We start from the raw sequence: 24,725 nt of genomic DNA, 5'->3' as shown, positions 1-24,725 counted from the left end.
TCATGACCGAGACCATCCCTGAGACCGCACACAGCATGGACCGCGCGCTTCTCGCCAAACTGACCGGCGGCCTGGGTGACTCCAAAACCCTGCAGCGCCTGTGCAGCGACTTCGGCCAGCTTTATGTCGAGTTCCTGCCGGACGTCTTCCACAGCGAGACCGGGCTCACCATGCAGGTTCACTACAACGGCCACGAAAGCGGCCTGATGACGGACCTGATCGCCGATCTCGGCGACAATGTCTCGCTTGCCGACGGGCAACTGCGCAACTGGTCGCCGAACTTCGTGCTGGCATGCGGCAATAGCTTCGTCATAACGCTGATGGAGAATCTTCTTGGCGCCCTGCCGGAGACCATCGAGGAGCCGATCGAGCGTCCGCTGTCGCAGATCGAACTCGATCTGGGCGTCATGGTTTTCGACAAGATCGCCAACGTTCTGCGCTCGGGCGTCAACGCGCCCGGCGGGTTCGAACCGCTGCTCGAAAAGGCTCACAATGCCGAAGACCGTCAGAAGCTGGAAGAAGACCATGTTGATGAATATGCAGTGACGGTGAAGCTCGGCATTACGCTTGGCACGGTCACCTCCGAATTCTACCTGATCATTCCGCAGAAGGCTCTGCTCAAGACTGTCGTCACGATGCCGAAGTCGAAGAGCCAGGCCAGCAAGTCGAAGAAGGAATGGCAGGAACAGATCGCCGAGCAGGTTCGGCGCTCCCAGGTCACTCTGGAAGCCAGGGTCCGACTCGATTCGCTCACGCTCGCCACCGTTTCGCGCCTCGTCGCAGGCGATGTCATACCCTTCCACGACAAGGGCGACGTGATGGTGGATGTCAGCGCCAACGGCAAGAATCTCTACCGCTGCGAGTTCGGCCGCGCAGGCGACCGATACACCGTGCGCGTGAAGGACAATGTGAGCAACGAAGATGAGATTCTAAAGCATTTGATGAGCTAGCAATTTACCGGGGCTCGCCGCACGGCAGCTTGAGGCAAGTTTCAAGAGGAATAATCAATCCATGGCAACGAAGAAGACACCACCGAAGGATGACGACGCGCTGGCGATGCCAGGCGCGAGCGACACCGATTTCGACCAGGCCGTCGACGACCTGCGCGGCGTCCTCAAGGCGGACGCGGACGGCGGGCTCGGCGACTTCGGTTCGGACCTCGGCCTCAAGGACGACCCGCTCGCGGCATTCGAGTCGGATTTCGGCGGCGGCGCTGCAGCGGCCCCAAGCGATGACTTCGGACTTGGCGATTTCGGTGGCAGCAGCGATTTCGGCGGATCCAGCGATTTCGGTGGCGGCAGCGATTTCGGCGGCGGCGCCGACTTCGGTGGGGCCAGCGGCACGCAGCAGGAACCGGGCAGCGGCCTCACCGCCAATCTCGACCTGATCATGGACATCCCGATTGAGGTCCAGATTGTGCTCGGCTCCAGCCGGATGCAGGTTTCCGGACTAATGAACTTGGAAGAAGGCGCCATTATCGCGCTGGACAAAAAGATCGGCGAACCCGTCGAGATCATGGTGAACGGTCGTCGCATTGCGCGCGGCGAGATTACCGTTCTCGAGAACGACGATACACGATTTGGTGTCAAGCTGATTGAAGTGATGGCGACCAAGACATCCTGACCCATGACGGGCCAGAGAGGACAAGACCATGATGGACTTCGACGATTTTGGCGGCCCCTTAACCGGTAAACCGCTTTCCCAGGCCGATAAGGCAGCCGCCGTGCTGCTGGCCATGGGAAAGGGTGTTGCCGGCAAGCTGCTCAAATACTTCACGCAGGCGGAGCTGCAGACGATCATCGCATCGGCACAGACCCTGCGCACCATTCCGCCGGATGAACTGACCGAGCTCGTCAACGAGTTCGAAGACCTGTTCACTGAAGGTGCGGGCCTCATGGACAATGCCAAGGCCATCGAGAGCATTCTCGAGGAAGGCCTGACGCCCGAGGAAGTCGATGGACTTCTCGGACGTCGCACCGCGTTCCAGGCTTATGAAGCCTCCATCTGGGACCGTCTGCAGGATGCCGATCCTGATTTCATCGCGCGCTTCCTGATGCGCGAGCATCCCCAGACTGTCGCCTACATCCTCTCGATGCTGCCCTCCTCCTTCGGCGCCAAGGTCCTCCTGAAGCTGCCGGAAAGCCGTCGCGCAGACATCATGAACCGCACGGTGAACCTGAAGAACGTCAGCCCGAAGGCCGCTCAGATCATCGAAAACCGCGTTCATGACCTGATCGCCGAAATCGAAGCCGAGAAGAACTCGACCGGCTCGGCCAAGGTGGCGGAACTGATGAACGAACTGGAAAAGACCGAAGTCGATACATTGCTCACCTCGCTGGAATCGATCAGCAAGGAATCGGTCAACAAGGTTCGCCCGAAGATCTTCCTCTTCGAAGACTTGCTCGTGATGCCGCAGCGCAGCCGCGTGATGCTGCTGAACGACATCTCCGGCGATATCCTGACCATGGCGCTGCGTGGTGCCAGCGCGGAGATCAAGGAATGCGTGCTGGCCTCGATCAGCCCGCGCTCCCGCCGCATGATCGAATCAGACCTGCAGGCCGGAACCGCCGGAATCAACCCGCGGGAGATCGCGATCGCACGCCGCGCGGTGGCGCAGGAAGCCATCCGCCTCTCCAATGCCGGTCAGATTCAGCTGAAAGACACCGAAGGCGGCGATACGCAGGCGGCCTGAGCGGTCACCTCTGTTGAAAACCCTGTCCTTTTGATCACCCGCCGATTGAACCCCAATCGGCGGGTGTCTACGTTCATTGGACCGGCACCTTTCCGGTGGCCGTGGGCGCCAGGCGCAGACGGCGCAATTGACCGGGGCATCTTCAAATCCGCCCGGTGCAGCCTCCAAGGATGGCAGCGGCCATGGCCGAAGATGACGACAAAGACAGCAAAACCGAAGACCCGACCGAGAAAAAGCTTCGGGACGCGATGGAGAAGGGAAACGTGCCGAGCTCCCGCGAGGCACCGATCTTTGCGACGGCACTCGGCTTCTATCTCTTTGCCGTATTCTTTCTCCCCGGAGCGGTCACGCGGCTCTCACAATCGCTGAAGGACATCTTCGAGCGCCCCGACCAATGGTATCTCGGCACGGCCGTCGACGTCGTCTCTCTCTTCACCCATCTCGCGTGGGAGATCGGCGCCTTCCTCGCTCCCATGCTGATCATGCTGATCTTGCTCGGGGTTACCGCCAATGTCGCACAGAACATGCCCTATTTCGTTCTGGAGCGAATCAGGCCCCAGGCGAACCGGATCTCGATCGTCGCCGGCTGGAAACGCATATTCAGCGCTCAGGGCATGGTCGAGTTCGCCAAATCGATCTTCAAGATCATTGTTCTTTCAGCGATCATGGTGTTTGCGCTGCGCAACGATTATTTCGCCGTCATCGACACGATGTTCTCCGACCCTCAGGTCATTTTCGTCAAGATGTCGGAAATCCTGAACAAGATGATGATCATCGTCGTCATGGCGACGGCAATTCTGGCAACCGTCGATATCTTCTGGACCCGGTATCACTGGTACGAGCAACTGCGCATGACGAAGCAGGAGGTCAAGGAAGAGTACAAACAGGCTCAGGGTGACCCGATCGTCAAGGCTCGCCAGCGCTCGATTGCCCGTGATCGGGCCCGCAAGCGCATGATCGCGAGCGTTCCCCGCGCGACGCTGGTGATCACCAATCCGACTCACTATGCGGTGGCCTTGCGATATGTGCGCGAGGAAAACGAGGCACCGATGGTGGTTGCCAAGGGGCAGGACCTGGTGGCGCTGAAGATTCGTGAGATCGCTCGCGAAAACGACATCCCCATTTTTGAGGATCCGCCGCTCGCCCGCTCCATGTTTGCGCAAGTCTCGGTGGATAGCGTCATTCCGTCAGTATTTTACAAGGCAGTCGCAGAGCTCGTGCACCGGGTCTATGCGTCCAAGGCCCCCAAGAGACGGATAAGCTAGGCCCGATGAAGAAGTGCTCCTATACCAACCAGCGTGAACGCATCGTGGCGGAAGCTATCAGCCCCGTCGCGAGCGAATTGCGCCTTCTGGACGCTGCCGACCTCATTTCACTTCTGCGTTTTGAACTTTACGGAAATCTCTCGGACCTCGTTTCGTCCGCAGCTGAACTCTATTTCCATCCTGGTACCGTCGTCTTTGGCGCCGGTGGCGATTATCGGCTCGAATGGGGTGGTCCGCCGGAAGTCGTGATCGATCTCGAGATCAAGCCGCGCGGCATCACCATCTATTCGCAGCTCACGCTGACCAACGAGCATGCCGGTCTGGACATCAAGCATATCGCGTTTCATGACACGTCGGGAGATCCGGACGCCAATACGCGGATGCTGGAAGATCGCCTCGAAGAGGCGCGCTTCGTCAAGGGACAGGCGTCCCCGCTCTACGGATGAAACAGGCTCAGGTGATGTAGCCGAGGCGGATCGCCTTGGCGATCGCCTGGATGCGGTTGACCGAATCAAGCTTGATGGTCGCCGAACCCAGATAGGCGTTGACGGTATGCACCGACAGGCCGAGACGTTCTGCAATTTCTTCGCTGATGCGTCCATCGCCTGCAAGCTGCAGGCAGGCGATCTCACGCTCGCTCAAGGTCTCTGATGGTGCCGCCCGGCGTTCGTCGAGCGACAGGATATCGGTCATCACCTTGTAGCAGCGGCTATGTACCGCAAGGATCAGCTCGCCAGGCAGGTCGGCTCCGCCGATCGTCGGGAACACGACATAGCCGTTCCCGACAGCGCCGAGACGCACTGGAAAAGCAATACCGGAATAGGGTAGCAGGCGCTCTTGCAACTGGACCGCAAAGGGCGTGAAGTCGGACGCATCGAGGAAGCTCGTCTTCTCTTCTGCGCTCCAGAGCACAGGCAGGGTCGAGGTCTCGATATGCGCCAGAAGTGCATCTCCATAGGCACCAATGAAAGCTTCCCGGCCGCTGCTAAGGCCGCTGCTCCAGTTCTCGAATTCCGGATCCAGACGTCGCTTGTGCGGCAGGCTGGCGCCGGCCACGCGAAACGCTGCAAAGCCGCGTGCATTCAGAGAGCGCTGCAGCGATACGAGCTTCGGGAAGATGTCCGAACGGGACGTTACGGGGCGCTGGCCCGACCAAGCCGCATCTTCGAGGATGTTTCCGCCTGGTCTGGTGGTTGTGGCCATTCCTGCTTCCTCAAACGAGATTGTTGCGCACCGCATAGGCGATGGCTTCCGAGCGTGTCTTTGTCGCAGTCTTGCGCATCACGCTCGTGATGTAGTTGTTGATCGTATTGCGCGAAATGCCGAGGATCGTGGCTATCTCGTCGCTGGTCTTGCCCTCGGCAATCCAGAACAGGCATTCCAGTTCCCGATCGGTCAAATCGAAGTCGCGGTCGCTCTTATGCCCCTTATTGGCCGACAGGCTTAGCGCGTAAGCCGCAAGCAGGCCGACTTCCCGCAAGCGCTCGGGCGACAGCACATAGTCCTGCGGAAAGAGCAAAAGCAGAGCGAGACGGGTACGTCCGACATTCAGGGTTACCGTGCAATACTGCCGGCTGGTGCCGGCGGGTACGTGTGCATCATCAGGCAGAATGGCATATTTCGGCTGCAGTACCGACAGGCACTTCTCAAGCTCGGTTGACTGGGAGTAGCTCGTTGCCAGTTCACTCTCGAGACGGCGGACGAGATCGAATGGCCAATCTGCGGCCACGACAAAGTCGAGACCCTCTTCCTGGACAAGATCGTAGCGCGCCAGAAGGTGATGTGAGGCGCCGACATAGTCACACAGAACGCGAAGGCACTGGCCCATGCTACCCGAGAGCGCTGGGGTCGCCAGCCTTCGGATCAATGCGTCCTTCGACGATGAGCCTTTCTGCAGAGGCTCTGCCGGAGAAGCGGCACGAGACCGCCCCTCATTGCCCTCTGTTGTCAGCTCGGCATCCATTCAATGTGCCCCTTTGAAGTGACAGCCTAGCATTGTCGCAGTCTTCGCGAAGTCCGATTACAGCGGCCTCACATACGACCCAATCTCGAACCACCGAATCATGTTCACTGTAAAATATAAAGTGGCAAAGGTCACAAGCATTTGCGGTATTGCGAGACGGGTCCAAGCATGCCCGGCAATGACCTCTGGTGCAACCCCGTATCGTTCTGGGACTACAATGCAAAACCGCGCCCGGGGGGCGCGGTCGGTACTGGCTTGTTCTTGAAAATCAGGCGGCGTTGTCCACAGCCCATTTGCGAAGGATCTTGGCGGCGCGCTCTTCCGAGATTTCCACCATGCGCGAGAGGCGCCGCTCCGGACCTTCCTTGACCCGGCGATTGAAGCCGCCGTTCGGGTCGTCGTCCATAGTGAGAAGGTCGTCGGTCGAATCGAAACCGAAGTCGGACCCGAAGCCATCCATGAGGCCGCCACCTGCCCCGCCGCCGATGGCGGGAGAAAAGTCGGGCAGCTCCAGACCGGCAGCCTGCTCGCCAATTCCGCCAGCGAGTGCCGTTTCGGCACCACCGCCACCCGCGGTGCGGATCATCGGACGGATGCCCATCCAGACGATCAGGAAGGCGACGGCGACGAAGGCCAAGGAGTTGATGATGCCGCCGATGTTGCGGCTCAGGATTTCCATGAAGCCGGGGCCGGTCGCGGATTCCTCGAGCAGCTGGTTTTCCAGGAATTCCATGGCCGTCAGTGTAACGACGTCACCGCGATTGGTGTCGAGGCCAGCTGCCGAGGTCACGATCTTTTGCATCTCGGCGAGATAGGCGTCGATCTTGGCCTGGTCGACGGGCTCTCCCACCATCATGGCGATGCGACCACGATTGACGACGACGGCGACCGAGAGTTTCTCGACGGTGTAGCTGTTCTTGACCGTCGCGACCGTCTTGCTGTTGATCTCGTAGTTGGTCTGCTCTTCCTTCTTGTCCTGCTCGTCGGAGGATTGAGGACCACCGCCGCCGGCATCAGGCGCTGCCTGGGGAATGTTCTGTTCGACCGTTGCTGCCGTATCTGACTGGCGCTGCAGGGATTTCTGCGCTTCCTTTGTGACCCGAACGGAGCGTTCGACGCGGGATTCGGGATCGTAAATCGTTTCCTGGATCTGCTGGCTGTCGGTATTGATCTGGGCATTGACGCTGGAGCGGAAGTTGTCCATGCCGAGGAAAGGAGCAAGCGCCTTGTCGATGTTGGTTTCGATTTCGCGCTGAACGGACTGAACAACGCCCAGCGAGCGCGAGGCTTCGCCACCTGTCTCGTCGCCCGCTGCAAGCAGCTGGCCGGTGGAATCCAGAATCGTCACGTCCTCGACGTCCAGACCCGGGACGGACGAGGCGACCAACTGGCGGATCGAGGCTGCAGCCTTGCGGCCGGCATCCGTCGAGGCGCGGATCATGACGGATGCGGTCGGCTTCTGTTCGCCGCGACGGAAGTTGCCGATGTCCGGCATGACGATGTGGACGCGGGCTGCAGCAATGCCTGCGATCTGCTGGATGGTGCGTGCGACTTCACCTTCCAGCGCGCGGACACGCGTGACTTCCTGCATGAACGAGGTCAGACCCAGCGACCCGACATTGTCAAAGAGCTCGTAGCCGGCATTGGCGCTGTTGGGCAGACCACGCTCGGCGAGCAGAAGGCGCGCCCTTCCGGTCATACCGGCACGCACACTGATGCTCTGACCATCGGCGCCAGTCTCGAAATCGATGCCCGATTCGGCAAGAGCGACGCTGATCTGGTTCATGTCGACCGGTTCGAGGCCGACATAGAGCGTCTCGAAGGAGGGTTTGTTGACGTAAAGTGCGCCTGCAATGATGATCGCGAAGGAAACTACAGCAACCCCGGCCATGGCCAGGATCTTCGTCTGGCCCAGCGCCGCGAAATTTTTAGGTATCTGAAGTAATTGATTTAACAGATTCATTCTGTCTCGCACCATCTACAAGGAGGGTCTGGGCGCTTTTGCCCTTGGCGCGACAATAGAATTCGAAACTTGTGCGAACGTTTCGCGGGGCGGGAAAGCCGAATTCATTTCGGCATACGGCAGAGTCAGGATCTGCGGCCCACGCGTATGGAGAAGCGTTTTGAAGGTAGGTTAAAAGAAGTCGAAGTCGCCACCAGCCTCGACCAGTGGTTGCGAATGGCCGTGACGAAGGCCTGCCCCCAGCGCCTTCTGCATATCGGCGAGCTTCACGAGGCTCAACGCCGTCGTCATGTCGATCATCCAGTCCGACGGGATTGTCCCGGTGATGGTGTCGACGAATTCGGCCAGTCCACGCGCCTTCTGGACAGCAAGGTCGATGCCTTGCAATACCTTCAAGCTCTCCGGATGCTCCAGAATAGTCGGGCCACCGAGCTCGAGCAGGTGCGGCTCCACGCGCTCGATCAGATAAGCCACGTCGTGCAGCTCGCTGACAATGCGCATGAGAATTTCCGGAAGCTCTTCCCGGGTCTCTGGATGTGCCGCCAATTTTTCGTTTTGCATCCGATGTCCAGTACTAGAAGAACTCGATTGAGGTTTCCACCGGCTTTGAAACAGGAACCGGACGCTGCTCCAGCGCGACAGTCTTCTGTGTTTCGGCGCCGGTAAGCGGATACTGCCTTGCCCTGCCGCTGACCGGCCAGAATTCCAGCTTGCGGCCGTGGTCTCCGCCCGTGGAGGACCCGACGACCTTGATGCCTTCGTCACGCAGGAATTGCTGGGCAAATGCTGCGTTCTGTTCGCCGACATTCGAGAACGTCGCGATCGTCTTTGCGCCACCGAAGACCTTGGCCTCGAGCCGATCTCTGCGGGCGCCCTGTTTCAGAAGGCCGTTGATCAAGAGCTCCATGAGGTGAACCCCATAGCGGGTGGCGTCACCGCCCCCTGCCCCTGGCACCGCCGATCCCGGCAGGAGAAAATGGTTCATGCCACCCACTCCTGCGATCGGATCCCGAATACAGGCAGCAACACACGAACCGAGGATCGTCGACAGGACCACATTCGGATCCTTGCTGACCTTCCACTCCCCTTGAATTATGTGGACGCGCTTTGCTGCACCGTCTTCAGTCATTTTAGGGCTCCGAATACAGCCTCGATGGCTGCCTTCATTTTCTCGATGGTGAACGGCTTCGCCAGGACGTTGTTGGCGCCCAGCTGTGCCGCCTTCTGAACCAGCGCGCGGTCGCCCTGCGCCGTCAGGATGATGAAGGCGGCCTTCTTGGTGGTCGGATTGGTGCGCACGGCCTGCAGGAGACCCAACCCGTCCATCTTCGGCATGTTGAAGTCCGAGATGACCAGGTGATGGGGCTGCTGCTCCATGATCTTCAAGCCCTGCTCGCCGTCACCGGCGGCAGTGATCTGTTTGAAGCCGAGCTGCGTCAGCGCGTCGCTGAGCAGCAGGCGACTTGTGACCTGATCGTCGACGATCAGAACTTTGATTTTTTCAGCTAGGGACATTATTCGATACCTTCTTTTCGGGCAGCAGTGAGTTTGAGGATTTCCTCGCCAATGGAGGTGAGAGGCAGTTGATGCTCGACCGCGCCCAGCTCATAGGCGACTCGTGGCATCCCATAGACCACACAGGTCTTTTCGTTCTGGCCGACTGTTCGCGCACCGGCATGCCGCATCTTCAGAAGACCGGAGGCGCCATCGCGCCCCATGCCCGTCAGGATGACCCCGACGGCGTTGCGGCCAGCGAGTTCGGCGACCGAATCGAAGAGAACATCGACCGAAGGCCGGTGTCCGTTGACCGGCGCGCGCTCGACCAGTCGGCAGCAGGGCGCCGACGCATTCGACACCTGAAGATGACGCTCACCACCCGGGGCGAGATAGATCTTGCCGATCTCGAGCCTTGCGCCATCGGTGGCCTCTTCCACCACCGGTGCGCAGAGACGGTTCAAACGCTCGGCGAAGCTCTTCGTGAAGGTCGGCGGCATGTGTTGCGTAATCACCGTTGGAGGGCAATTGCGCGGGAATTTCTGCAGGACGGCGATCAGCGCTTCGACGCCACCGGTCGACGAGCCGATGGCCACAATCTTGCGGCCGACGCGGAAGTCGGTAGCCGGCGCGGTCGCCACCGGTTGGACATGCGGTGCCGAATGATGCCGGTGCTGAGAACGCGCCGCCGCCTTGACCTTCTCGGCCAGCTCGCCGAACGGGCGGGGCTCACCCGGCTGAGGCTTTGCCACACAGTCGAAAGCGCCGATTTCGAGTGCTGCCAAAGTTGCTTCCGCGCCGCGATGCGTCATGGTCGAAACCATGATCACCGGCATGGGCCGCAGCTTCATGATCTTTTCGAGGAACTCGAGGCCGTTCATGTTCGGCATCTCGATGTCGAGTGTCACGACATCGGGATTGAGCTGCTTGATCGCCGCGCGAGCTTCCATGGCATCGCCGGCCTGGCCGATGACGCTGACGTCTGGATCCTGGCTAAGGATAGCCGTGATCAGACCGCGCATCGTGGGGCTATCATCGACGACGAGAACGCGTGCAGGTGCCGCCATTACTTTCGCCCTCCATTCTTGCCCAGGTAGCGGTAGGTGGTAATGCCGATGTTGTCGAAGTCGTTCTTCGAGTCGCCCGAGACGCGCTCGGAGTGGCCGATATACAGGTGGCCGCCGACGGGCAGCAGATCGCCAAAGCGTGTCCAGATGCGCATCTGCGTCGGCTCGTCGAAGTAAATCACGACGTTGCGGCAGAAGATCACGTCGAACTTGCCCTTGAACGGCCACTGGGCCATCAGGTTCAGTTCGTTGTAGGTGATCAAACGTTTCAGGCGCTCGTCGACCTGGAACTTGCGGCGCCCGCCGATCTCGACTTCCTTGAACCACTGCTTGCGGATGGCAGGTGACACGGTTTCGAGAGCCTGCTCGTCATAGGCACCCTGTCGGGCGATGGCGAGGATCTTCGGATCGATATCCGTCGCGAGAATCTTGAAGTCGTAGTCCAGAACGTTCGGAAAAGCCTGGAATACGGTCAAAGCAATCGAATAGGGCTCCTGGCCGTCCGAGCTTGCGGCAGACCAGATGCGCACGCGTCCGCCGGATTTCGCACGCTGAATGAGCCCCGGCAGCACCTCGTCACGCAAATGCTCGAAGTGATGATTTTCGCGGAAGAAGCGCGTGAAGTTGGTCGTCAGATGCGAGAGCATCTCGCGGCGTTCGGCCGAACCCTCCGATGAGGCGACGAGCTGGCAATAGGCGCGGAAACCGGAAAGGCCAAGATTGCGGATGTGCTTCGACAGTCGCGAGTAGACGAGCGAAGCCTTGCTGTCGTTCAGCGCGATGCCCGCATCCGAATAGATCATGGCAGCAATCTCGTTCAAATCCCGTCGGGTCAGCGGGTATTCTCCGCTGGCCAGGACTTCGTCGTCCGATTGACGGGATGTACTCATTGCAAAGGTCATGCAGCCTCGCTTTCGGCGGCTTCGTTGAAGAGTGCACCAAGCTCGACCAGGCAGATCATCCGCTTGTCGATGGCAAGAATGCCACGGGCATAGTGTTTCTCGAGGTCGGGGGCGACCTCGGGAGTCGGCTGAATGTCCGCGTCGCTCACCGTGAGGATGTCGGAGACCGCATCCACAAGGAGACCGACGACCCGAGACTTGACCTGAGTCACGATGATGACGTGACGAACGGTCGGCTCGGAGGGCTTCATGCCCAGGCGCAGGGACAGGTCCATGATCGGCAGGACGGCACCACGCAGGTTGATGACGCCCAAAACATAGTGCGGCGAATGCGGCAGTGGGGTTGCCGGGCTCCATCCCCGGATCTCCCGCACCGACATGATGTTCACGCAGAACTCTTGATCGCCAATACGAAAAGCGATGAGCTCACGGCTACCCTGCATCATGTTTTTGACCGCATACGACATACTCTTAACCTGCGACGGCTAGCGACATTTCCTGACGGAGCGACTGACCTCGGGAGGCGGCGACAACGGCATCCACGTCGAGGATCAGCGCCACGCGGCCATCCCCGAGGATGGTTGCAGCAGCGATACCCGGAACATGGGTATAGTTGGCTTCGAGGGACTTGATGACCACCTGACGCTGTCCCTGGATGGCATCAACCATCAAGGCACGCTGGCCGCCACCTTCGGATTCCACCAGAAGGGCTACGCCTTCCACCGGATTTGCCTGAGTGCCGCGGAAGTTGAGGATGCGACCGACATCCACCAAGGGGCAGAAACTGTCGCGGATGGAGATCAACCGCTGGTTCGCACCGAAGGAGTGGATGTGCTGCGCCTCGGGCTGGAGCGTCTCAACGATCGCGGTGAGCGGAACGACGAGGGTCTGGCCGGCAACTGTGACCACCATGCCATCGAGGACGGCGAGCGTCAGCGGCAGGCTCATGGTGAAGGTCGAGCCGAGGCCCGGACGCGAGGTGATCGAAATACGGCCACCGAGTGCCTGGATCGAACGCTTGACCACGTCCATACCGACACCACGACCGGAAATGTCGGAGATCTTGTCGGCGGTCGAGAAGCCCGGCGCGAAGATCAGGTTGTCGATCTCTTCGTCGGTCAGGTTCGCGTCGGCTGCGATCAGCTCGTTGTCGATCGCCTTCTGACGGACACGCTCGCGGTTGATACCGGCACCGTCGTCGACCAGTTCGATGACGATACGACCGGAACGATGCTTCGCGGTCAGCTTGATCGTGCCTTCCGGCTCCTTGCCGGCGGCGGCGCGCTTCTCGGGGCTTTCGATGCCGTGGTCGACGGCATTGCGGATCATGTGGGTCAAAGGCTCGGCGAGCTTGTCGATGACCGTCTTGTCGACTTCGGTGTTTTCACCCTCGGTCACGAGGCGGATCGACTTGCCCACCATGTCGGCAACTTCGCGAACGATACGTGACATGCGCTGGAAGACCGGCTTCACCGGCTGTGCGCGGATCGCCATGACCGAGTCCTGGATCTCGCGGGTCAGCTGCTGCAGCTCCTCGAGGCCCATGTTGACGGCCGACGTACCGGTCGCATCGTTTTCGATGACACTCTGGGAGAGCATCGCCTGGTTGATGACGAGCTCACCGACGAGGTTGATGAGGCGGTCAACGCGATCGAGGTCGACGCGGATCGTCTGGCCGGCGGCGTTGTTGGCCTGAGCGGCGGCGGCGGCGGCGGCGGCAGCTGCAGCAGGCGATTCCTTTTTCTCGGGCTTGGCGGCGCTGGCTGCCATCTTCATGACGTTGGAGGCTGTCTCGGCAGCCTCGACGGCAGCGGCGACGGGCTCCTCGGGAGCTTCCGAACCGTCGTCGAGCGCAGACAGATCGAACGGCACCGGTATCATCGGCAGTTCTTCGGTCGGGGCTGCTGCTTCGGCCTCACGCAGCTTGATGTCGAGGTCGCAATCCCATTCGGCGAATTCGAAGACCTGACGAATGCCTTCCTCGCCCTTTTCCGCCTTGATCTGGATGGCCCAGTGGAAATAGGCGCCTTCGGGATCGAGTTCTTCGAGCGACGGCAGGTCGTCCATGTTGCAGTTGATGCTCATCTCGCCGAGGCGGGACAGATCACGCAGCAGGAGGGCGGATTCATTGCCCTTCGAGTAGAGGTCGCGGCGCGGCTTGAAGGTCACGTCGAAGGTAGAGACACTAGCTTCCTGCTCGTCACCGCCGAAGTCGTCAAAGGTGAAGGGAATCGGCTGGAAGCCGCTATCGTCGCTCGGTGCAGCGGCCGGTGCCGGGGCTGCGGCCTTCGCGACGGGCTTGGCGGCGGCAACCGGTGCTGCCGACGGGGCCGGCATTTCGCCGTTTGCCAGGGCTTCCAGTTCCTTGACCAGGCCGCTCGAGCGGCTTGCGTCGACACTGCCGCCGTCACGGGAGGCGGTGACCAGGTCGGCCAGAACGTCGGCCGACTTCAGCATCACCTTCATGACTTCCGGGCCGGGCTCCAGCTTGTTGGAACGAACGCAATCAAGAGTCGTCTCGAAGACGTGCGCGAAGGCAACCAGGTCATCGAGACCGAAGGCGCCTGCACCGCCCTTGATGGAGTGAACCGCGCGGAATACGGCATTGACCGTTTCCGGATCGCGATCTCCATCATTCATTTTCAGAAGACCGGATTCCAGTTCCGCGAGCTGCTCTTCGCATTCCTGGAAAAAGATCTCTTTGATTTCGTTCATATCCATAGGAGAAAATCCCGGCTTAGGCGGTTACACGCTCGATGGCATCGATCAGCTTGGTCGGATCGAAAGGCTTGACGATCCAGCCTGTCGCACCGGCCTGGCGGGCGCGGTTTTTCTTTTCAGCATCGCTTTCCGTGGTCAGGACCAGGATCGGAACCGCACGATACTTTTCGTTCCGGCGGACACCCTCGATGAAACCGAACCCGTCGAGACGCGGCATGTTGATGTCGGTCACGATGACGTCGGGATTGCATTCTTCGAGCACTTCCAGGCCCTCGACGCCGTCTTCGGCCTGAATGGTCTCGAAGCCTGCGTTGTTAAGAGTGACCAGAAGCATGTTTCGAATGGTTCTGGAGTCATCCACGGTGAGCACTTTTTTCTTCATTGCCGGATCTCCTTAGCGAGCAGATGATCGATGTTCACGCCAATCAGTTGAAGGGTTTTCAGGAAAGCCTCGGAGGCCTTTCCAAATGAGAAGGGATGCTTGTCAGCTTCCCAGGCCTTGGCGGCTGCCATCAGGACCTGCACGCACTGAGCACCGACACGCTCGACGCCAGAGGCATCGATCGTCAAAGGGGCACCACGCATTGAGAGTATGTTGGCCTTGAGATTGGATGCCTCGTTCAGGTCCAATACCGCGGCCAGTTTCAGACTCTTCTGATCGCCTTTCTTACTTGCCATCATTTCTTTCCTTATGTCCCAAGGCTGCGGCATCCAGGCCCGAATGTGGTTCCCAGGAGAACCATTCCCCCGGATGGATTGCCGAACTTCCCGCCCTTAACTTCCTTGTGTAGCGCATGGTGGTAAACAATCCCCTCACCCTCCGAGCCCGGCGATATGGACCGGGAAGCCAAAATCGGCGGATTCGTCTTCCATCGTTTCCGGAGCGGCATAAGCGGTGGCGACCGCAACCGGCGCCCCCTGCTCGCGCTGACCGGAAAGCTGGACGCGCCCGGCTGCACTGGGCGTCCGACGGGTCTGCCGCTCGATGTGAAATTCGCGGATCGTCGCACCCAGTTCCAGGATGACCTTGTGCAAATCGTCCGTGCCCTGGCTCGACTGGCGCGCGACGGTTGCCGTGTGGCCAATGTCGGCACCAAGCGCCGCGACCGTTCCGGCAATGCCGGCGAGCTCGCTGGCCTGGCGGTCGGTCCTGGCGGCCATGTCGGAAACGGTTCCGCTGATATCGCCGACCTGGAGCACGATGTCGGCGATTGTACCTTGCGTCTTCGCCACCATTTCCACACCGGCTTCGACCTGGTTTTTCGTCGTCGCGACAAGCGTCTTGATTTCGCGGGCGGCGTCGGCGGAGCGCTGGGCGAGTGCGCGGACTTCCTGGGCGACGACGGCAAAGCCACGGCCACTGTCGCCGGCACGGGCAGCCTCGATCCCGGCGTTCAGTGCCAGAAGGTTGGTCTGGAAGGCTATCTCGTCGATCGCCCCGATGATGTGGCCGATCTGCTCGGCAGATGCTTCGATGTCGGCCATGGCGGAAATCGCCTGCCCGACAACCTCGCCACTCGACTGAACCGAGTTTCTGGTCGCGGCAACCGTGGCTTCCGCGCGTTTCGTCTGGCCGGCACTTTCGCGCACGCTGCTGGTGAGATCCTGCAGGGCACGGCTCGTCTCGTCCAGCGCACCGGATTGATCCTCGGCGCGGTTCGCATAGGTGCGGGCGGTTTCGGCCATTCGACCGGTTGCGTCGCGGGCGACCGCGAGCTTCTCCTCGGAGGAGAGGAAGGCAGTCTGGAGCTGCTCGAGAGCCTCGTTCATGCGGCCTGCGAGGTCAGCATAGGCTTCCGGCACATCTGCTGCAGTGCGGGCGGTCAAATCGCCTGACGCCAACGCGTCGACGACCGGGCCGAACACACCTTCGAATTCGGCGCGATCATGCTCCCGCTGGGCCGCAAGATCGCGATGGTGTTTCAGGCGCAATTCGTTGAAGCGAAGCGATACCGCTATCTCGACATCGACCATCACCAGCCGGACCAGGGCGGCGACCAGATCGGAAACTTCCTTTTGGCGACGTCGGCTCGACGGCAGCAGGCCGGAGCCCGCCGCTTCTCCGATCGCGCTTGTCACCAGATGCTCCAGCACCACCGCGTGACCCGCCACGTGCCAGCGCGGATCGAGACCCATGCGGCTTTCGCTATCGGACAGAACCTTTACCCGCTCGGCATAAAGCGCATCGAAGCGGGCATCGGTGAGGACATCCCAGTGGGATGACAGAAGATCATGAAGCCGGTCATACTGGCGTTCGCTGCTGAACACGCGCGCCGCATCCGGAGAGGACTGGAGGCGTTGGAAAAGATCGCGAAGGGCCGTCTTCAAGGGCTGCGAGAGAACATGGCGGTTTTGGCGGAGAAGCTCGCACTGGGCCTCGTCGAGTCCGGCAAAGCGCAAGCGATCACGCAGGCTACCTGCCTGTGATCCCGTCGCCCGCTCCGTGGACATCCCCTGACCTGTCATTCGTCCCGCACTATGGCCGCCTATACGGCGGACCTTCCGTCGCTCGACAGTGCTGCAGGCCAGATGGCGGAGGAAAGAATGCTCGGGAACCCGCTCCCGCTGCCGTCCGCATCATGGTCTGCCAGCTCATCGAACTGTTTCCATGTGAAATACAGACCGGACCAGAACCGGTACGACGGGATGGCGTCATGCCCGAAGGAAACTCTCAAGCGAGTCCCACTCCGACGTGTCTCCCAATCTTTATGGTTAATTCCTTGCTTGAAGGTTAATGAAATCTCCACGTCAAGCCGCAATCCCTAATATGAGGAAATAACGTTCTATCCCCATATGCCGGAGGTTGCAGCCGGCGGAACAAAGCCGCACTCCGCGTCGTTGCGCCGAAAAGCAACAGGAGTGGAACGTGAGCGCACGGGCTATCTGGAAAGGGCATCTCGCTATCGGCGATCTCGGATGCGCCGTGGCGCTCTACTCTGCGGTCAATGCGCAGGAGCGCACCTCCTTCCACATCATCAACCGGGATACCGGGAACCGCGTACGGCGCGAATATGTCGATGAGGACAGCGGTCGCCCTGTCGGCAAGGACGATCTCGTCAAGGGGTACGATACGGCAGAGGGCCAGACCGTCATTCTCGAACCTGAGGAGATCCGCGACGCCGTTCCCGAAAGCGACAAGCGTCTGGAGCTGTCGGCTTTTCTGGATTGCGACAAGATCGATACCCTCTATCTGGAGCGTCCGTATTTCCTGGCGCCGGCCGATCGGCAATCCGTTGAGGCTTATGACCTGATCCGCAGCACCATGGAAACGAAAGGTGTCGCTGCGATCGCAAGGACCGTGTTGTTTCGCAGGGTTCGCAGCGTCCTTGTTCGACCTCAGGGGCGGGGGCTGATCGCGACGACCCTCAATTATGACTACGAGGTCCGGGATCCGGCCGAGAGCTTTTCCGACATCTCCAAGGTTCGCATCGACAAGGAGATGATGGATCTTGCGCGTCACATCATCAGTACGAAGATGGGTGAATTCGACCCGAGCCAGTACGAGGACCGCTACGAGACGGCACTGACCGAACTCGTGAAAGCCAAGATTGCCGGCCGCAAACCGAAGAAGCTGCCGAAACGGAAGCCGGAGAATGTCACCAGCCTGCTCGACGCACTGCGCAAGAGTGCCGGCGGCCGGGAGGAGAAATCCGCACAGAAGCGGAAGACAGCTGCGGCAACGGCTACGACAAAGCAGAAGAAGGCGAGCTGACCATGTCTCTCTCCGAGTATCGGCGCAAACGCGACTTCAAGGCCACGCCGGAACCGAAGGCCGCAAAGGCCACGAGCAAGGGCAACAGCTTTGTCATCCAAAAACATGCGGCGAGACGCCTGCATTACGACCTGCGTCTGGAAATAGGCGGTGTGCTGAAAAGCTGGGCGGTCACGCGCGGTCCAAGCCTGGTGCCCGGCGAAAAGCGGCTGGCGGTCCATGTGGAGGATCACCCTCTCGCTTACGGCGACTTCGAAGGTATCATCCCGCCCGGACAATACGGATCCGGCGAAGTGATCGTCTGGGACCGTGGTACGTGGGACCCTATCCACGACATGCGCAAGGGCTACAAGAAGGGCCACCTCGAGTTCACGCTGAAAGGCGAGAAACTTGGCGGACACTGGCATCTGGTGCGCATGGCGCGCAAGGAGGGCGAAACACGCGAGAACTGGCTTCTGATAAAGGGAGAAGACGAGGCCGCACGGCAACCTGATGATCCCGACATTGTCGAGGAAAAGCCGCTGTCGGTGAAGAGCGGTCGATCGATCGAAAGCCTGAAAGGCGACGGCAAGGCAGCCGTCTGGAACTCGCGGAAGACTGGAGCGAAGAAAGTCAAACCGCCTGCCGAACGCGGAGGTTCGTCCTTGCCAAACGCAGCCTCGATCAAGGGCGCCAAGGCGGGCGGCCTACCGGACTTCCTGGCCCCGGCACTCGCCACCCTCTTGCAGTCAGTGCCGAAAGGAAGCCGCTGGCTGCATGAAATCAAGCTGGACGGTTACCGGATCCAGGCGCGGATCGATCATGGCCGGGTGCAGCTATTGACGCGGACGGGGCTGGACTGGACGGAGCGCTTCGGTGAGCGGCTGGTGTCGGCTCTGAAGGGGCTGCCTGTTCAGATGGCACTGCTCGACGGTGAAATCGTGGTCGAAAGCGGCAATGGCAGCAGCGACTTTTCTCTCCTTCAGCAGGATCTGAGCGACGGTCGTGATGATCGCTTCACATACTACCTCTTCGACATCATGCATCTTGACGGACAGGACCTGACCGGCGCCTCGCTCAGGGACCGCAAGGCACTGCTGGAGCCATTGATCAGCGAGGCCGGCGTGCCGCTCAAGTATTCCAGCCATTTCGACGAGAGCGGCGATCTCGTCCTTAAACATGCCTGTCGTCTCAGTCTCGAAGGGGTGATCTCCAAGGTCGCCGATGCGACCTACCGGTCCGGTCGCGGACGGGAGTGGGTCAAGTCGAAATGCACTGCCCGCCAGGAACTGGTCATCGGGGGCTATGTGCCCTCTTCCGTTTCCGACAAAGCCATCGGTTCTCTGATCATGGGCGTCAACGAGGCGGATGGACTGCGTCATGTCGGGCGTGTCGGTACCGGATACAGCCGAACGTTGGCCCGGCAGGTGTTCACCAGGCTTCAGCCACTGTTGTGCGACAAGAGCCCGTTCAGAGACAAGCTGACGAGGGCGGAGCGCAAGGATGCGGTCTTCGTCGAGCCGGAACTGGTCGCCGAGATCGAATTTCGCGGATGGACTGGGGACGCTCACCTGCGCCATGCATCCTTCCGTGGGCTGCGCGAAGACAAGGCTGCAAGGGACGTGATCCAGGAGGTCCCGACGGAAGCTGCATCGACCAAGAAGGCCGGGGCTGGCAAGACTGGCTCGGCTACGGACAGGAAGAAAAAGGCCGAAGCGCAGGCTGCACGCCGTGACATTACCCTGACACATCCCGACCGGCTTTATTGGCCGGAGGCTGGCGTCACGAAGGAAGGGCTTGCGGACTATTATGCCATGGTCTGGCCCCGTATCGCGCCGTTCATCGTCGACCGGCCACTCGCCTTGTTGCGATGCCCGGAGGGGCACGAGAAGGCGTGCTTCTTCCAGAAACATGGTTGGCGCGGTATGCGCAAGGAGATCATCACCATCCGCGACCCACAAGACGACGAGGGTCACGTGGGCATCCACGATATCGAAGGGCTGCTCTCCCTGGTACAGGGGGCTGCGCTCGAAATCCACCCCTGGGGCTCGCGGGCCGGCGATCTCGAGCGGCCGGACATGGTGAATATCGACCTCGATCCCGGTCCCGATGTCACCTGGGAACGGGTGATTGAAGCGGCCTTCGAGGTGCGTCAGCGGTTTGAGGACATGGGCCTTACAGGTTTCGTCAAGACTTCGGGTGGGAAAGGCTTGCATGTGGTGGCGCCACTCAAGCCGAAAGCGAAATGGCCCGACGTCAAGGCGGCCATGAAGGCGCTGGCGGACAGCATGAGCGCTGACAGTCCGACCGATTATGTCTCGACGGTCAGCAAGGCAAAACGCAAGGGCAAGATCCTGATCGACTACCTGCGCAACGGACGGGGCGCGACGGCGGTCGCCCCCTATTCCACCCGCGCTCGGCCCGGGGCACCCGTGTCGATGCCGCTCTCGTTCGAGGAGTTGAGCCCCGACATCCTTCCCAACCATTTCACCGTCGAAAACGTGCCCGCACGGCTGGCGAGCCTCGATGCCGATCCATGGGCCGACTTCCGCAAGGCTGAAGTGCCGCTGGTGTTTACACTCGGGAAAAAGAGAAAGGTCCGCTAGGGAACGCTATTTCCGCGTCGTCTTCTTCTCAGAAGCGAGGCTTCGCTTGAGGGCTTCCATGATGTCGATGACATTGTCCTTGCGCTCAGGTTCTGTCGCTTTCTTCGGCTTCGTCCGCTTGGACTTCTTGGTGCGGCTTTCGATGATTTCGTGCAGGCGCTCCTCAACCGGATCCCGGACGAGCTTCGGATCCCAGTCTCTGAGGCGTGCCTCCATCAGCTTCTTCATCATGGTCTTGGCACTGGCCGAGACTTCGGAACGGCCTGCCTGCTTGAAGAAGGGATCAGGTTCGCGAACCTCATCGCCGTAGCGCATCGTCCAGACGACCATGCCGTCGTCGCGGGGGACGAGGAGCACGGCATGTTCGCGGCGATAGAGTACGAGACGGGCGATGCCGCCGGTGTCGGTCTTGCGCATGGCTTCGCGGATGACGGCGAAGGCTTCCTCGCTTACCTTGTCAGCGGGCGCCAGATAATGCGGGCTGTCGTACCAGATCCAGCCGATCGAACTGCGCGGGACGAAGCTCTCGATATCGATCGTCCGTGTGCTTTCCAGCGCCACATCATCGAGTTCATCATCCTCGAACAGGATGTAATCGTCCTCGCCTCGCTCGTAGCCCTTCACCTGATCTTCATCGTCGACGGGCTTGCCGGTTTCGGCATCGACATAGCGGCTGACAACCCGGTTGCCGGTCTTGCGATTGATGTTGTGAAAACGAAGCTTGCTGCTTTCGGTGACGGCCGGCGTCATCGCCACCCGACAGGTCACGAGAGACAGTTTCAGATAACCCTTCCAGAACGCACGCTGCGCCATTTGCCCAACCTCCCGAACGGCATCCAGCCACGGCACTGCCCGGAAAACGCCCCCGGCAAGGAACAGTTCCGATGACCGCTCAAATCGCCAGTTGCAACGGGAACCGTTTGCCCCTGATGGCGTTCCTATCTTGCCTGTTCTTCTCCAATGTTGAGCCGGAGGATCCGAAGTCGGTATGGGGGTATCGAAGACAGATCTAGCCGGTGAGCCGGCGGGTGCGACGAGACCGCGCTCGGCCGAAGACGATTGCGTGTGGAACGGGCATTGGGCGACGACGGAGAATTGCCATGCCTGAACGCGACTATGACTGGATTGCCCGGCGAGCCTATTCGCTGTGGGAAGAGGAAGGTCGTCCCGATGGCCGGGACGAAGCACATTGGCAGACAGCACTCACCGACTGGGAAACCCTGCAGGCATCAGCACGCCAGACTACGGCCAAGTCGGGCCGTCGGATCGCCGAGGCCAAGACCTCGGCAGAGCAGGAAGGTCTCGTGATCACCGAGGAGCCGGTTCGTCCGGTCAAAAAGGCTTCAAGGAGCCGGAAAGGGTGACCAAAGTGGCGGGAGTCGATCTTTCACTGGCACTCAGCCGGGCGCAATTCATCCAGCGGGTGCGGGAAGCCTATCACCGGGACGAGGAGGAGGATGGCCCGCGCCGTCATTACCCGACACGGGTACCTCTGCATGTGCTGGCAGTCACCTCGGAAATTTATCCGCTGGTCAAGACCGGCGGTCTGGCGGACGTAACCGGAGCGCTGCCGAAGGCACTTTCCTCCTATGGCATCGAGACCCACACGCTCGTGCCCGGATATCCGTCGATCCTCGCGCTCGCGCGCCTTCATCCGCCGCTCATGGAATTCGACGATCTGCTCGGCGAAAAGGCGACCTTGCGCCATCTGGAGATCGACGGCCTCAGCCTCTTCGTCCTTGATGCACCGGCGCTCTATGATCGTCCGGGCGGTCCTTATGTCGACGAACACGGCTTCGATCATGCCGACAACTGGAAGCGGTTTGCAGTGCTTTCGCTTGCCGGCGCCGAGATTGCGGCAGGGGTTTTGCCCGGCTGGAAGCCGGATCTGGTGCATACCCATGACTGGCAGTCTGCGCTGACGTCTGTTTATCTCCGCCAGATGGGCTCTGCAGTGCCCGTCGTGCTCACCATCCACAACCTCGCCTTCCAAGGTCAGTATTCGGCGTCGCTCCTGCCGCGGATCGGCTTGCCGCCGGAGGTCTATTCCGTCGAGCACATGGAATATTTCGGCGACATCAGCTACCTGAAGGGTGGCCTGGTGACGGCCGATCACATCACTGTCGTCAGCCCCACCTATGCGCGGGAAATTCTCTCGCCGACCTTCGGCATGGGACTGGACGGTGTGCTGAACGCGCGTGCGGACAGACTGCAAGGGATCGTCAACGGGATCGACAAGGAGGTCTGGAATCCGGCCACGGATCCGTACCTGCCTTTCCGCTACGACGTGAAGACCGTGCGCAACAAGAAGAACAACAAGGCCCTGCTGCTCGAGCGCTTCAATCTGGAGCCGGGCGACGGGCCGCTCTTTTCAGCCGTTACCCGCATTACGTGGCAAAAGGGCATGGACATGCTGGCCGAAGTCGCGGACGAGATCTTCTATCGTGGCGGCCGGCTCATCGTGCACGGCCAGGGTGACCACGAGATCGAGGATGCCTTGAAGGCGACAGCCGCCCGCTTCCCCGGACGCATGGCAGTCTCCGTCGGCTACAGTGAGCCGACCGCGCATCTCATTCACGGTGGCTCTGACGCCATCATCCAGCCATCGCGTTTCGAGCCTTGTGGCCTGACACAGCTCTATGCGCTGCGCTACGGATGCGTGCCTGTGGTGTCGCGAACCGGAGGCCTGTCCGAGACCATCATCGACGCCAATGATGCGGCGATTTCAGCCCGCGCTGCGACCGGCTTCCAGTTCCATCCGGTTCGACCGGAGGGTCTGCGCCATGCCTTGCGTCGTGCAGTCGATGCTTATGGCGACAAGCGCCAGTGGGCAAGGCTGCAGTTACAGGCGATGCGTGCAGACTATTCCTGGGACCGTAGTGCAGAAAGCTATGCGGAAGTGTATGGACGGCTGACGGAACCCAGTGCCGAGTTTCATCACTGACCCAAGCTGTCATTCCACATGAACAGAGGGCCCGGAAGATGCCGGGCCCTCTGTTCGTTTCAGGCTGGAAAATCAGGGATTGGTTTGCCCATCAGGCCTGCTCTGGCCTGCACCACCCGTCCCAGTCTGCGGGGTGGGATCGCGGTCGGTTTCCATTGCAGGCAAGGTGTCTGGGGTGCCCTCTTGCTGCGTATCGGTGGAACTTCCGCTGCTGCTGTTGTTGCCATCGCCGCATGCTGTGAGTAGCCCCAAGACGGCGAGTACCGCCGTCGCCCTCGTCAGGTTCATCTCCAATCCTCTCTTTGATAGTCGCCATCGCGTTGCACGCGCTCGCGAAAAGCGATGGTGCGTTCGAGCGCTGCAATGTCATCGCTGCTCGCCGGAACCGGGTCTTCGGCGATGGCCTCGAGAACAGCGGGATCGATGGCGCCAGAGCGGATTGCCTGGCGCAGTGTTTCGCGTGTCTGCCGTTCTGCCTCCAACTGGGCGAACAGCGCGACAATCAGCCGGTCACGCGGGTCGGGGAAGCGACGCCAGCGTGGCGGACGCACCGTCTCGGACATGATCCACTCCTTTTCGACAGAAGAAATTACGTCTTCAGGAAACATTTGGGGCGGCCCAATGTTCCCCTAGTCGAAGGCTGACCAATACAGGGAGAAGACACCGTGGACAGCGATTTGAAGATCCTGGAGGCCCGGCTCAACGCACACCGGGAAATCCTGGTCTCGCTGCTGAGCGAAATCCTGATCTCACCGGAGAGTGCTCCAGAATTGCTGCGCAATCTCGAACAGGAGGTGCTTCTACGCGACGGCGCGGAAGATCCGGGCGCAGAGCCATCTGCCGGGATTGGGCGCGGTCATGAGAAGGGTGAGGTGATCCGGGAGATCCTAGATACGGCCAAGGCGCGCGCAGCGGCCCTCCGGCGCACGGTGACTGACCTCAATGAACCGAACGGCTTTACCGAGGCGATCAAGGAGAGGAAATGAATATGATCACAAAAATAATTACGAAGCTGCTCGCACAGGTACGCAAGCCGAAGCATAGCAGCACAGCGATCAAGGAACATCCGCAGGTGGCATTGCCGCTGCGCGCCGATCTGCCGCTTCGTGAGCGCTCCCGCGCGCTCGTGGCAGTGCCCGCACAGATCAATGGCGTGTGCATGGGATCAGACAAATTCTGAGCTGATTAGCTTCGGTTGGTCTGGTCACGAATGTCGAAATTGGTGTCCCAGTCTTTCGGCGGGTCTTTCTTGCCCGGAGGCCATTTGTTTACGGTAGCGTCTTCGGATCCTGTCACCACGGTCGGCTTGGCGCTGGCAACACCGTCGTTGTCGCCGCCGGCCTGTGTGCCCGCGAACTGGCCCTTCGCATCGTCATGGATTCGGGTCTTGTCGGCCTTATGGCGTTCGTCAGTCATG

General features: G+C 60.5%; 27 protein-coding genes. 11 read left to right on the top strand and 16 right to left on the bottom strand.

Features of this window, described 5'->3' with window-relative positions:
- Positions 1-2: 2 nt before the first annotated feature.
- From BW978_RS03120 to BW978_RS03100, 5 genes are all read left to right on the top strand, one after another.
- Positions 3-950: a FliM/FliN family flagellar motor switch protein gene (locus BW978_RS03120; RefSeq protein WP_076392102.1), complete on the top strand. Its 948-nt coding sequence runs from the start codon at positions 3-5 to the stop codon at positions 948-950.
- Positions 951-1,011: 61 nt separating this feature from the next.
- Entirely contained in the window at positions 1,012-1,623 is a 612-nt protein-coding gene (gene fliN, locus BW978_RS03115; RefSeq protein WP_076392100.1) for a flagellar motor switch protein FliN, read from the top strand.
- Positions 1,624-1,651: 28 nt separating this feature from the next.
- The gene (gene fliG / locus BW978_RS03110) at positions 1,652-2,692 is read left to right on the top strand and encodes a flagellar motor switch protein FliG (protein WP_076392098.1); all 1,041 of its coding nucleotides are present in this window, start codon (positions 1,652-1,654) and stop codon (positions 2,690-2,692) included.
- Between the two features lie 182 nt (positions 2,693-2,874).
- Positions 2,875-3,957, top strand: a complete 1,083-nt coding sequence (gene flhB, locus BW978_RS03105) for a flagellar biosynthesis protein FlhB (RefSeq protein WP_076392096.1) — start codon at positions 2,875-2,877, stop codon at positions 3,955-3,957.
- Between the two features lie 5 nt (positions 3,958-3,962).
- Entirely contained in the window at positions 3,963-4,403 is a 441-nt protein-coding gene (locus BW978_RS03100; RefSeq protein ID WP_076392094.1) for a hypothetical protein, read from the top strand.
- A gap of 7 nt (positions 4,404-4,410) precedes the next feature.
- Here the strand turns inward: BW978_RS03100 and BW978_RS03095 are convergent, their stop codons facing one another.
- From BW978_RS03095 to BW978_RS03035, 13 genes are all read right to left on the bottom strand, one after another.
- Positions 4,411-5,160 carry a transcriptional regulator VisR gene (locus BW978_RS03095; protein WP_076392092.1) on the bottom strand — a complete coding sequence of 250 codons (750 nt, stop codon included), beginning with the start codon at positions 5,158-5,160 and terminating at the stop codon, positions 4,411-4,413.
- Between the two features lie 10 nt (positions 5,161-5,170).
- Complete coding sequence (locus tag BW978_RS03090; RefSeq protein WP_076392090.1) at positions 5,171-5,920, bottom strand: transcriptional regulator VisN; 750 nt, start codon at positions 5,918-5,920, stop codon at positions 5,171-5,173.
- A gap of 268 nt (positions 5,921-6,188) precedes the next feature.
- The gene (gene fliF / locus BW978_RS03085; protein WP_076392088.1) at positions 6,189-7,883 is read right to left on the bottom strand and encodes a flagellar basal-body MS-ring/collar protein FliF; all 1,695 of its coding nucleotides are present in this window, start codon (positions 7,881-7,883) and stop codon (positions 6,189-6,191) included.
- 171 nt (positions 7,884-8,054) lie between these two features.
- Positions 8,055-8,444 (bottom strand): chemotaxis protein CheT, encoded by a 390-nt coding sequence (locus tag BW978_RS03080; RefSeq protein WP_076392086.1) that lies wholly within the window; start codon positions 8,442-8,444, stop codon positions 8,055-8,057.
- Between the two features lie 13 nt (positions 8,445-8,457).
- Positions 8,458-9,012 (bottom strand): chemoreceptor glutamine deamidase CheD, encoded by a 555-nt coding sequence (gene cheD / locus BW978_RS03075; RefSeq protein ID WP_054150868.1) that lies wholly within the window; start codon positions 9,010-9,012, stop codon positions 8,458-8,460.
- Positions 9,009-9,398, bottom strand: a complete 390-nt coding sequence (gene cheY2, locus BW978_RS03070; protein WP_076392084.1) for a chemotaxis response regulator CheY2 — start codon at positions 9,396-9,398, stop codon at positions 9,009-9,011. The genes cheD and cheY2 overlap by 4 nt, the downstream gene beginning before the upstream one ends.
- Entirely contained in the window at positions 9,398-10,444 is a 1,047-nt protein-coding gene (gene cheB / locus BW978_RS03065) for a protein-glutamate O-methylesterase CheB (protein ID WP_076392081.1), read from the bottom strand. The genes cheY2 and cheB overlap by 1 nt, the downstream gene beginning before the upstream one ends.
- Entirely contained in the window at positions 10,444-11,346 is a 903-nt protein-coding gene (cheR, locus tag BW978_RS03060) for a protein-glutamate O-methyltransferase CheR (protein WP_076392079.1), read from the bottom strand. Before cheR ends, cheB begins: the two co-directional genes overlap by 1 nt.
- The gene (locus tag BW978_RS03055) at positions 11,343-11,813 is read right to left on the bottom strand and encodes a chemotaxis protein CheW (RefSeq protein ID WP_076392077.1); all 471 of its coding nucleotides are present in this window, start codon (positions 11,811-11,813) and stop codon (positions 11,343-11,345) included. Before BW978_RS03055 ends, cheR begins: the two co-directional genes overlap by 4 nt.
- A 4-nt stretch (positions 11,814-11,817) precedes the next feature.
- Positions 11,818-14,067 carry a chemotaxis protein CheA gene (locus tag BW978_RS03050; protein ID WP_076392075.1) on the bottom strand — a complete coding sequence of 750 codons (2,250 nt, stop codon included), beginning with the start codon at positions 14,065-14,067 and terminating at the stop codon, positions 11,818-11,820.
- 16 nt (positions 14,068-14,083) lie between these two features.
- Positions 14,084-14,449: a chemotaxis response regulator CheY1 gene (gene cheY1 / locus BW978_RS03045; protein ID WP_006726298.1), complete on the bottom strand. Its 366-nt coding sequence runs from the start codon at positions 14,447-14,449 to the stop codon at positions 14,084-14,086.
- Entirely contained in the window at positions 14,446-14,745 is a 300-nt protein-coding gene (locus BW978_RS03040; protein WP_076393169.1) for an STAS domain-containing protein, read from the bottom strand. Before BW978_RS03040 ends, cheY1 begins: the two co-directional genes overlap by 4 nt.
- Positions 14,746-14,880: 135 nt before the next feature.
- On the bottom strand, positions 14,881-16,518 hold the full coding sequence (locus BW978_RS03035) for a globin-coupled sensor protein (protein ID WP_076392073.1): 1,638 nt from the start codon (positions 16,516-16,518) through the stop codon (positions 14,881-14,883).
- Positions 16,519-16,933: 415 nt separating this feature from the next.
- Between BW978_RS03035 and BW978_RS03030 the strand changes: the two genes are divergently transcribed.
- Positions 16,934-17,779, top strand: coding sequence for a non-homologous end joining protein Ku (locus BW978_RS03030; RefSeq protein WP_076392071.1), 846 nt, complete (start codon positions 16,934-16,936; stop codon positions 17,777-17,779).
- Between the two features lie 2 nt (positions 17,780-17,781).
- Entirely contained in the window at positions 17,782-20,364 is a 2,583-nt protein-coding gene (gene ligD / locus BW978_RS03025; RefSeq protein ID WP_076392069.1) for a DNA ligase D, read from the top strand.
- Positions 20,365-20,370: 6 nt separating this feature from the next.
- Here the strand turns inward: ligD and BW978_RS03020 are convergent, their stop codons facing one another.
- On the bottom strand, positions 20,371-21,177 hold the full coding sequence (locus BW978_RS03020) for a non-homologous end joining protein Ku (RefSeq protein WP_076392067.1): 807 nt from the start codon (positions 21,175-21,177) through the stop codon (positions 20,371-20,373).
- A gap of 287 nt (positions 21,178-21,464) precedes the next feature.
- Here BW978_RS03020 and BW978_RS03015 point away from each other — a divergent pair, with 287 nt between their 5' ends.
- Both BW978_RS03015 and glgA read left to right on the top strand, forming a co-directional pair.
- Positions 21,465-21,728: a DUF2934 domain-containing protein gene (locus tag BW978_RS03015; RefSeq protein ID WP_076392066.1), complete on the top strand. Its 264-nt coding sequence runs from the start codon at positions 21,465-21,467 to the stop codon at positions 21,726-21,728.
- A gap of 128 nt (positions 21,729-21,856) precedes the next feature.
- Positions 21,857-23,308 carry a glycogen synthase GlgA gene (glgA, locus tag BW978_RS03010; protein WP_076393167.1) on the top strand — a complete coding sequence of 484 codons (1,452 nt, stop codon included), beginning with the start codon at positions 21,857-21,859 and terminating at the stop codon, positions 23,306-23,308.
- Positions 23,309-23,592: 284 nt separating this feature from the next.
- Here glgA and BW978_RS03000 read toward each other — a convergent pair whose 3' ends face one another.
- Positions 23,593-23,871, bottom strand: a complete 279-nt coding sequence (locus BW978_RS03000) for a hypothetical protein (protein WP_076392062.1) — start codon at positions 23,869-23,871, stop codon at positions 23,593-23,595.
- A 102-nt stretch (positions 23,872-23,973) separates the two neighbouring features.
- Here BW978_RS03000 and BW978_RS02995 point away from each other — a divergent pair, with 102 nt between their 5' ends.
- Positions 23,974-24,294, top strand: a complete 321-nt coding sequence (locus tag BW978_RS02995) for a hypothetical protein (RefSeq protein ID WP_076392060.1) — start codon at positions 23,974-23,976, stop codon at positions 24,292-24,294.
- The gene (locus BW978_RS02990; protein ID WP_076392058.1) at positions 24,291-24,488 is read left to right on the top strand and encodes a hypothetical protein; all 198 of its coding nucleotides are present in this window, start codon (positions 24,291-24,293) and stop codon (positions 24,486-24,488) included. The genes BW978_RS02995 and BW978_RS02990 overlap by 4 nt, the downstream gene beginning before the upstream one ends.
- A 5-nt stretch (positions 24,489-24,493) precedes the next feature.
- Here the strand turns inward: BW978_RS02990 and BW978_RS02985 are convergent, their stop codons facing one another.
- Complete coding sequence (locus BW978_RS02985; protein WP_076393165.1) at positions 24,494-24,724, bottom strand: hypothetical protein; 231 nt, start codon at positions 24,722-24,724, stop codon at positions 24,494-24,496.
- Between the last annotated feature and the right edge of the window lies 1 nt (position 24,725).

It is taken from the genome of Rhizobium sp. RU33A (genome assembly GCF_900156055.1).
Classification (GTDB): Bacteria; Pseudomonadota; Alphaproteobacteria; order Rhizobiales; family Rhizobiaceae; genus Allorhizobium.
This window is presented reverse-complemented; position numbering and strand designations above follow the sequence as displayed.

Coding starts and splice junctions, on each gene's coding strand:
- BW978_RS03120 (WP_076392102.1), top strand. CDS start 3: ATGACCGAGACCATCCCTGAGACCGCACACAGCATGGACCGCGCGCTT.
- fliN (WP_076392100.1), top strand. CDS start 1,012: ATGGCAACGAAGAAGACACCACCGAAGGATGACGACGCGCTGGCGATG.
- fliG (WP_076392098.1), top strand. CDS start 1,652: ATGATGGACTTCGACGATTTTGGCGGCCCCTTAACCGGTAAACCGCTT.
- flhB (WP_076392096.1), top strand. CDS start 2,875: ATGGCCGAAGATGACGACAAAGACAGCAAAACCGAAGACCCGACCGAG.
- BW978_RS03100 (WP_076392094.1), top strand. CDS start 3,963: ATGAAGAAGTGCTCCTATACCAACCAGCGTGAACGCATCGTGGCGGAA.
- BW978_RS03095 (WP_076392092.1), bottom strand. CDS start 5,160: ATGGCCACAACCACCAGACCAGGCGGAAACATCCTCGAAGATGCGGCT.
- BW978_RS03090 (WP_076392090.1), bottom strand. CDS start 5,920: ATGGATGCCGAGCTGACAACAGAGGGCAATGAGGGGCGGTCTCGTGCC.
- fliF (WP_076392088.1), bottom strand. CDS start 7,883: ATGAATCTGTTAAATCAATTACTTCAGATACCTAAAAATTTCGCGGCG.
- BW978_RS03080 (WP_076392086.1), bottom strand. CDS start 8,444: ATGCAAAACGAAAAATTGGCGGCACATCCAGAGACCCGGGAAGAGCTT.
- cheD (WP_054150868.1), bottom strand. CDS start 9,012: ATGACTGAAGACGGTGCAGCAAAGCGCGTCCACATAATTCAAGGGGAG.
- cheY2 (WP_076392084.1), bottom strand. CDS start 9,398: ATGTCCCTAGCTGAAAAAATCAAAGTTCTGATCGTCGACGATCAGGTC.
- cheB (WP_076392081.1), bottom strand. CDS start 10,444: ATGGCGGCACCTGCACGCGTTCTCGTCGTCGATGATAGCCCCACGATG.
- cheR (WP_076392079.1), bottom strand. CDS start 11,346: ATGACCTTTGCAATGAGTACATCCCGTCAATCGGACGACGAAGTCCTG.
- BW978_RS03055 (WP_076392077.1), bottom strand. CDS start 11,813: ATGTCGTATGCGGTCAAAAACATGATGCAGGGTAGCCGTGAGCTCATC.
- BW978_RS03050 (WP_076392075.1), bottom strand. CDS start 14,067: ATGGATATGAACGAAATCAAAGAGATCTTTTTCCAGGAATGCGAAGAG.
- cheY1 (WP_006726298.1), bottom strand. CDS start 14,449: ATGAAGAAAAAAGTGCTCACCGTGGATGACTCCAGAACCATTCGAAAC.
- BW978_RS03040 (WP_076393169.1), bottom strand. CDS start 14,745: ATGGCAAGTAAGAAAGGCGATCAGAAGAGTCTGAAACTGGCCGCGGTA.
- BW978_RS03035 (WP_076392073.1), bottom strand. CDS start 16,518: ATGTCCACGGAGCGGGCGACGGGATCACAGGCAGGTAGCCTGCGTGAT.
- ligD (WP_076392069.1), top strand. CDS start 17,782: ATGTCTCTCTCCGAGTATCGGCGCAAACGCGACTTCAAGGCCACGCCG.
- BW978_RS03020 (WP_076392067.1), bottom strand. CDS start 21,177: ATGGCGCAGCGTGCGTTCTGGAAGGGTTATCTGAAACTGTCTCTCGTG.
- BW978_RS03015 (WP_076392066.1), top strand. CDS start 21,465: ATGCCTGAACGCGACTATGACTGGATTGCCCGGCGAGCCTATTCGCTG.
- BW978_RS03000 (WP_076392062.1), bottom strand. CDS start 23,871: ATGTCCGAGACGGTGCGTCCGCCACGCTGGCGTCGCTTCCCCGACCCG.
- BW978_RS02990 (WP_076392058.1), top strand. CDS start 24,291: ATGAATATGATCACAAAAATAATTACGAAGCTGCTCGCACAGGTACGC.
- BW978_RS02985 (WP_076393165.1), bottom strand. CDS start 24,724: ATGACTGACGAACGCCATAAGGCCGACAAGACCCGAATCCATGACGAT.